The organism is Kitasatospora sp. NPDC059803, assembly GCF_042732255.1.
GTDB lineage: Bacteria > Actinomycetota > Actinomycetes > Streptomycetales > Streptomycetaceae > Kitasatospora.
Genome location: NZ_JBHWIJ010000036.1, coordinates 32,254 through 38,625 on the forward strand (window position 1 = coordinate 32,254; position 6,372 = coordinate 38,625).

Consider the following 6,372-nt stretch of genomic DNA (forward strand, 5'->3'; position numbering starts at 1 on the left):
TCTATCGCGTGCTCGCGCGCGGTGGCGCGGGGGGGGGGGGGGGGGGGGGCGCCCGGGGAGCCCCCCGGGCCCACGCCCTCGATCACGGCCTGGATCAGCGAGATGTCCGGCGCCTCGGCGAGCTGGACCGGGGCGCGGGTGAGGATCAGCCGGGCCTCGGCGAGGTCGTCGAGCAGCACCTTGACGACGCTGACGGGCAGGTCGAGGGTGGCCGCGATCTCGGCCACGGCCAGCGGGCGTTCGCGGCACAGGTCGAGGATCGCGGCCGGTTCGGGCGTGAGCCGGCTGGTGTCGGTGCGCGGGTCGGAGGTGACCACCAGGGTGATCAGCGCGAATCCGTCACGGACCGGGCCGGTGCGCCCGTTGGTGATCGCGTAGGGGCGGACCAGATGGCCTGCGTCCTTGTCGTAGAACCAGGCCTCCTCGGCGTCGGCGGTCACGCACCGCCACCCGCGCCGGCCTGGCCTGCGTCGCTGCGCGGTGCCGCGGTGAGGTACTGGCCGACCTGCTTGACCAGCATGTTGATCTCGTAGGCCATCAGCCCGGCGTCCACCTGCTCGCTGGTGAGGACGGCGAGCCGGGCGCCCTGCCCGGCGGTGGTGACGAACAGGAACAGCTGGTCCATCTCGACCACGGTCTGCCGGACCCGGCCGCCGTTGAAGCGGTGGCCGGCGCCGCGGGCGAGGCTCTGCAGACCGGAGGCGACGGCGGAGAGGTGTTCGGCGTCGGCCCGGTCGAGGCCCTGGGACATGCCGACCAGCAGGCCGTCCTCGGAGAGGACGATGGCGTGCCGGGTCTCGGGTACCCGCGCCACCAGCTGGTCCAGCAGCCAGTTGAGGTCGCGCGGGGTGTCGGTGTGCTGCGTCATCACTGCTGTTCCTTGGCTTCCTGAACGGCGGAGGCCTCCCAGGCGGCGGAAGGTGCGGCCGGGAGGTGGGGCGCGGCGGGCGCCTGGGGGGCGGTGGGGGTGGTCGGCGCGTCGGGGTCGGCCGCGCGGGCGGTCCGGGTGCCGCGCTGGATGGCGGCCATGGTGGTGCGGGAGCGCTGTGGCGACGGGTCGTCGGCCCTGGCGGCCCAGGTTCCTCCGGTGGCCCCGGTTTGTCCGGTGGCCCCGGCGGCTCCGTGCCAGGGCCCGGCCTGGGGCGGCGGGCCGACCACGGGGGGCAGCATGGCGCCGGGAGCGTGGGCCTCGCGGAGCTGCTCGGCGAGGCTGGCGTTGCGGACCCGCTGCGGCAGGACCCGCGGGGTGCGCAGTTCGCCGTTTGGGCCGTGGTCCGAGTGCTCCTCCTGGGCGCGTCCGTGGGCGGGCGCAGGAGGCTCGGCGGTGGCACCGTCGAAGGGCCCGGTCGTGGGCCCGGCCGTGGTTCCGGCCGGCACGTCCGCAGCACGGCCGTCGGCCGGCGGCCCACCGGGCGGGATGTCGGACGGGACCTCGTACGGGCGCGGGAAGACGGGCCGGGGGACGACCACGGCCCCGGGCAGACCGGGTATCTCGGCGCCGACCGGCAGACCGCCGTTGGCCGGGCCGGGGGCGGCTCCCTCGGCCGGGCCGCCGTCCAGGGGGTACTGGGCGAGCAGTTCGCCGATGATCACACCGCTGCCACCCGCACCGGGAACACCAGGTCCCCCGGGAACACCAGGCACCACCAGGCCACTGGCCACACCACCAGCCCCGGGCCCGCCGGGCGCACCCGGCTCGGCCCCGGGCGCCGGAGCGCCCGGCCCGGTGCCGATCAGCCCGCCGAGCACTCCGGCGAGCGCGCCGGTCAGCCCCCCGTCCAGCCCGCCGTCCAGACCGCCGGGGTCGTTGCCGCCCGCCGCCCGCACGGGCTCGGGGACAGGGGTCCGGGTGACCCGCGCGCCGGACGGCAGTCCGGCCATGGCGGCCGGCTGGTCGGCCTGCTCCAGCAGCACCGACGGCACCAGCACCACGGCCCGGGTGCCGCCGTAGGGCGAGGGCCGCAGGGTGACCTGGATGTCGTGCCGGGCGGCCAGCCGTGCGACGACGAACAGGCCGAGGCGCAGGTCGTCGCCGAGGGCGGAGACGTCCAGCTCGGGCGGGTTGGCCAGGTAGTCGTTGAGCCGCTCGTACTCGTCCTCGCCCATGCCGAGGCCGCGGTCCTCGACCTCGACCGCCAGGCCCTTGGGGACTTCCTGCGCGGAGACCTGCACCTGGGTGTACGGCGGGGAGAAGGTGGTGCCGTTCTCGATGAGTTCGGCGATCAGGTGGATGACGTCGGCGACGGCCTGTCCGCTGAGTGAGGCGCGCGGCACGCCCTGGACGACGACGCGGGCGTAGTTCTCGGTCTCGGAGACGGCGCTGCGCAGCACGTTGACCATGGGCACGGCGTTGCGCCAGCGCCGGGCGGGCAGGGCGCCGCCGAGGATGACGAGGTTCTCGGCGTTGCGCCGCATCCGGGTGGCGAGGTGGTCGACCGCGAACAGTTCGCGCAGCAGCTCGGGTTCCTCGTGCTCGCGCTCCAGGGCATCGAGCATGCTGATCTGTCGGTGGATCAGGATCTGGGTGCGGCGGGCGATGTTGAGGAAGACCTTCTTCGTCCCCTCGCGGCCCTGGGCCTGGTGGATGATGGCGGCGACGGCGGCCTGGCGGACGGCGGCGAGGCCGTCGGAGGTCTGCTGGACCTCGTCGCCGGTCCGGCGGGACGGTGACCAGGCGGGCGGTGTGGGTACGGGCTCCCCGGCGCGCAGCCGTCCGACGACCTCGGGGATCTCGTCCTGGGCGAGCGCGAGGGTGTCGGTGCGCAGTGCGCCGAGGCGGGCGGACAGGGCCCGCGCGGTCCGGATGCCGTGGGCCAGGCTGATCAGCAGGACCAGGGCGACAGCGGCGCTTCCGGCGATCAGGGCGGTGCGGTGTTCGGTGCCGCGCAGCAGGTAGGCGGCGTAGCCCCAGGCGGCGGCGAGGCCCAGGCTGGGGACCAGTACGAGGGCGAGGAGCGAGCTGCGGAGCGAGCCGGACCGGCCGGCGCGGTGGGCCGTGCGGGGGGCCGATATGCCTGGCATCTGATTCCTTGTTGCAGGGCCGAGTCGCTGGGCCGAACGGCGGGCCGGCCTGTACGCGGTCCGGCCGGGGCTTCAGGGCGCCGCGGCCGGGGTGGCCGGACGGGGTGACGCGGTGTCATCGTCCGGGCGGGGGTGCAGCACGGCCGCCGACGGCAGGAACGCTATCAGTCCCAGGTGCCCTCATCGCAACATCAACTGACGATCTGTGGACGGGTGGTGACGATGGTGGAGGAGCCCGGGGGGAATGTCCGCCGGCGGAAAGCCGCAGCTCACGTCGGTCGCGGGTGGCGCGTGGATGGCGTGCGGACGGCGCGTGGACGGCTCTCCGGGGGCCGGGAGAACCTCCCGGAGAGTCGTCAGGAACAGGTCAAGTCGCCGCCGTGCCGAACGTTCGCCCTCTCGGTTCGGGTGCCCGGCTCCGAGGGTGCCCGGCTCCAAGGGCGTCCGGCCCCGAGGGCGCGCAGTACCGATTCAGCCCGCCAGCGGTATCGGTACCACCTGCCCGCCCCCGATGGCCTGCAGCTCCACCGCGGCCTCCCGCTGGGACAGTTCGCTCCACGCCCAGCTCGCCAGGTCGGACAGCTCCGCCGACCACTGCTTGCCGTAGGTGCCGGAGGCGACCTGCCCGAGCCGCAGCCGCTGGACGTCCGAGGTCCCGGCCGGCGGGTAGACGTGGGTGGCGTCGCGCAGGTAGCGCTCGATGCGGAACTCGGCTTGCAGGCCCCGGGCGGCGTGGATCTCCATGGCGTTGCGCGCGGAGTCCAGCGCGTACTCGGTGTTGATGAGTTTGGCGTTCATCAGCTCGGCGTCGCAGGCCTTGCCGTGGTCGAGCAGGTGGGAGGCGTGGTAGGCGGCCAACTTGGCCGTCATCAGCCTGGACTGCATCTCGCCGAGCTTCAGCGCGATGTTGGGCAGTTGGTTGATCGGCTTGCCGTAGAGCACCCGCTCCTCGGCGAAGCGAGCGGTGTCCTGGACGATCGCGGTGTGGATCCCGAGCGCGACGGCGGCGAGGTTGAGCCGGCCGTAGAGGGTGGAGGAGGAGTAGGCGACGTCCAGGCCCTGGCCCTCCAGGCCCAGCCGGTTGCCGACGGGGATGCGGCAGTCCTCGAAGACGATCTCGCCGAAGCTGAAGCCGTGCAGGCCGCTCTGCGAGCCGAGTTCGCCGACGCGGAAGCCGGGGCGCTCGCTCTCGACCAGGAACGCGGACAGGCCCCTGCTGCCCTCGCCGGTGCGGAAGACCACGCCGTGCACGTCGCCGATGTGGGAGTTGCCGACGAACCACTTGCGGCCGTTGAGCACGTACTGGTCGCCCTCGCGGCGGGCGGTGCCGGACATGCCGAGCACGTGGCCGCCGCACTCCGGTTCCGTGACGGCGATGGTCGGCAGCGACTCGCCGGAGGCGAACCTCGGCAGCCACTTGCGCCGTTGGGCGTCCGAGCCGAAGTGGATGACCTTGGCGACTCCGAGCTGTGAGGCCTGCGCCATCGCACCCATGGCGCCGCTGATCCGGGCGAGTTCCTCCACGATGATGGTCTTGGCGAGGTGCCCCAGTCCCAGTCCGCCGAATTCGCGCGGAATGGTCACCCCGATCCAGCCCCGCCGGGCGATCTCCCGCGACAGTTCGAACTCGACGGTCCGTTCGGCCTCCATTCGGGCCACGTGCGGGCGTACCTCCTTCTCCGCGAACTCCCGGACCTCCGCTCGGAGACTCTCGTGGCGCTCGTCGGTGAAGTAGTCCATCGCCATGCTGGGGTCCTCTCTTGTCAGTGGATGTGCCGTGCCTCCGTCCGTGCTGTCGAAGTCGCTCCAGCCGCTCCCCGGGAATGAGTGGGGGTTCGAGGTGGTGGCGGCCGACTGCCCCTTTGCAATCGGTGCATGCGGAACTCGGGGCGTCCTCCCCGGGGTTGGGAATGCCGCCCGTGTCTTCGGCAGGGCTCATTGTCGTATGGGCCTCCTGTGCTGACCCAGAGTCGATCTTGGATTGGCGGAAATCGGCCCGTCCTTACGCTGAGGAGTTTTGCCATGGCTCTGAGTGGGAAGTGATCCTGCCCCGCCATGGCAACCTGCTGAGCGGCCGCTCACATGCGGCTTTGACTGTCCATCAGCAACGGTGATGAGCCGGACCGGGAGCACCGAACCGCCCGGATGTCTGATTACATGTGCGCCATGACTGATGTGATGAGCACTCAAGGCCAGTTCCCGGGTGCCGCCGGGGAGTCCGAGCGGACCCGCAGGCTGCGCAGCCTTGGTCTCAACGAACCGTCCGCGGACGAGGCCTTCGACCGCTTCGCCCACCTGGCCGCCAGCATCACCCGCGCTCCCATCGCGATGGTCAACTTCATCAACGACGAGCGCCAGATGTTCCGGGGGCTCTACATTCCGCCAAACTCGAACGACGTCGCGGTCGATGAAGGCGCTTCCTGGGCCGATCGGGGCATCGCCTTCGACCTTCCCACCCGTCAGATGCCGCTGAGTCACGGCTTCTGCCCGCATGTCGTCGCCCAGCGGTCCCCCCTCGCGCTCGACGACATCCTCGCCTACCCCCGGTTCTCCGGAAACCCGGTCGTCGACGAACTGGGCGTGCGCGCCTACCTCGGCGCCCCGCTCGTCGACGACACCAACACCGTCATCGGCACCGTCTGCGTCCTCGACCGGGAACCCCGGCAGTGGGGGCGCGAGCGGCTGCGCGACATCCAGCACCTCGCCGAGGCACTGCTCTCCGAGATCCGGTTGCGCGACAACCTGCTCGCCCAGCAGCAGGAGATGTTCGCCGCCTTCGACGGCTCCCCGTTCCCCATCATGCTGACCGACGGCCCCGGTCAGGAGATCCGCTACGCCAACGCCCAGCACGCCGACACCTTCGGAGCCCCGGTGGCGTACGGCGCGATCGGCCTGGCCTACCCGCAGCTCGGCGCCGCCGGCCTCCAGCAGGTCATCGTCGAGGCCTACCACACCGGGCGCAGCACCGTCCTCAACGACGTCCGGATCCAGTCAGGCCGCCCCGACGTCCAGCGCGGCCAGCAGATCTTCAGTTTCACCTGCACCCCGCTGCGGGCCGCGCGCACCGGCCAGGTCAACGGTGTCCTCACCGTCGGCATGGACGTCACCGCGCAGTCCCGCACGGAGGAGGAACTCGGCACGCTGGCCGCCCTGCTGGTCGACCGGCTCCAACAGAACGGTGCCACCCCCGTCGGCCGCCCGGGCATCGCCGGGGAGTCCGGTCTCGTCCTGCCGAGCTGAGCCGCCGACCCGCCGTCCGCGTGCGGCGTCGCCGTCCCCCTCCGCACCACTGCCCGTCGATCCGTACCACCGCGCACCACCCACCACCGTGGCGGGGGGCGGGGGGGGGGG

Annotated in this window: 5 protein-coding genes; 1 reads left to right on the forward strand and 4 read right to left on the reverse strand. The window is 72.6% G+C overall.

The annotated features are described in order from the left end of the window. The 4 genes from ACFV6I_RS08900 to ACFV6I_RS08915 form a co-directional block, all read right to left on the reverse strand. Positions 1–440 (reverse strand): DUF742 domain-containing protein (locus tag ACFV6I_RS08900; protein ID WP_380424023.1); only part of this gene is annotated, 440 nt, incomplete at its 3' end. Next, positions 437–868, reverse strand: coding sequence for a roadblock/LC7 domain-containing protein (locus ACFV6I_RS08905; RefSeq protein ID WP_063349859.1), 432 nt, complete (start codon positions 866–868; stop codon positions 437–439). The genes ACFV6I_RS08905 and ACFV6I_RS08900, both read right to left, overlap by 4 nt. Next, entirely contained in the window at positions 868–3,021 is a 2,154-nt protein-coding gene (locus tag ACFV6I_RS08910; protein WP_380336010.1) for an ATP-binding protein, read from the reverse strand. Before ACFV6I_RS08910 ends, ACFV6I_RS08905 begins: the two co-directional genes overlap by 1 nt. Before the next feature lie 471 nt (positions 3,022–3,492). Next, entirely contained in the window at positions 3,493–4,761 is a 1,269-nt protein-coding gene (locus ACFV6I_RS08915; RefSeq protein WP_063351508.1) for an acyl-CoA dehydrogenase family protein, read from the reverse strand. Between the two features lie 426 nt (positions 4,762–5,187). Between ACFV6I_RS08915 and ACFV6I_RS08920 the strand changes: the two genes are divergently transcribed. Next, a complete protein-coding gene (locus tag ACFV6I_RS08920) occupies positions 5,188–6,261 on the forward strand; it encodes a GAF domain-containing protein (protein WP_380336013.1) in 1,074 nt (357 codons plus the stop codon). Positions 6,262–6,372: the final 111 nt, after the last annotated feature.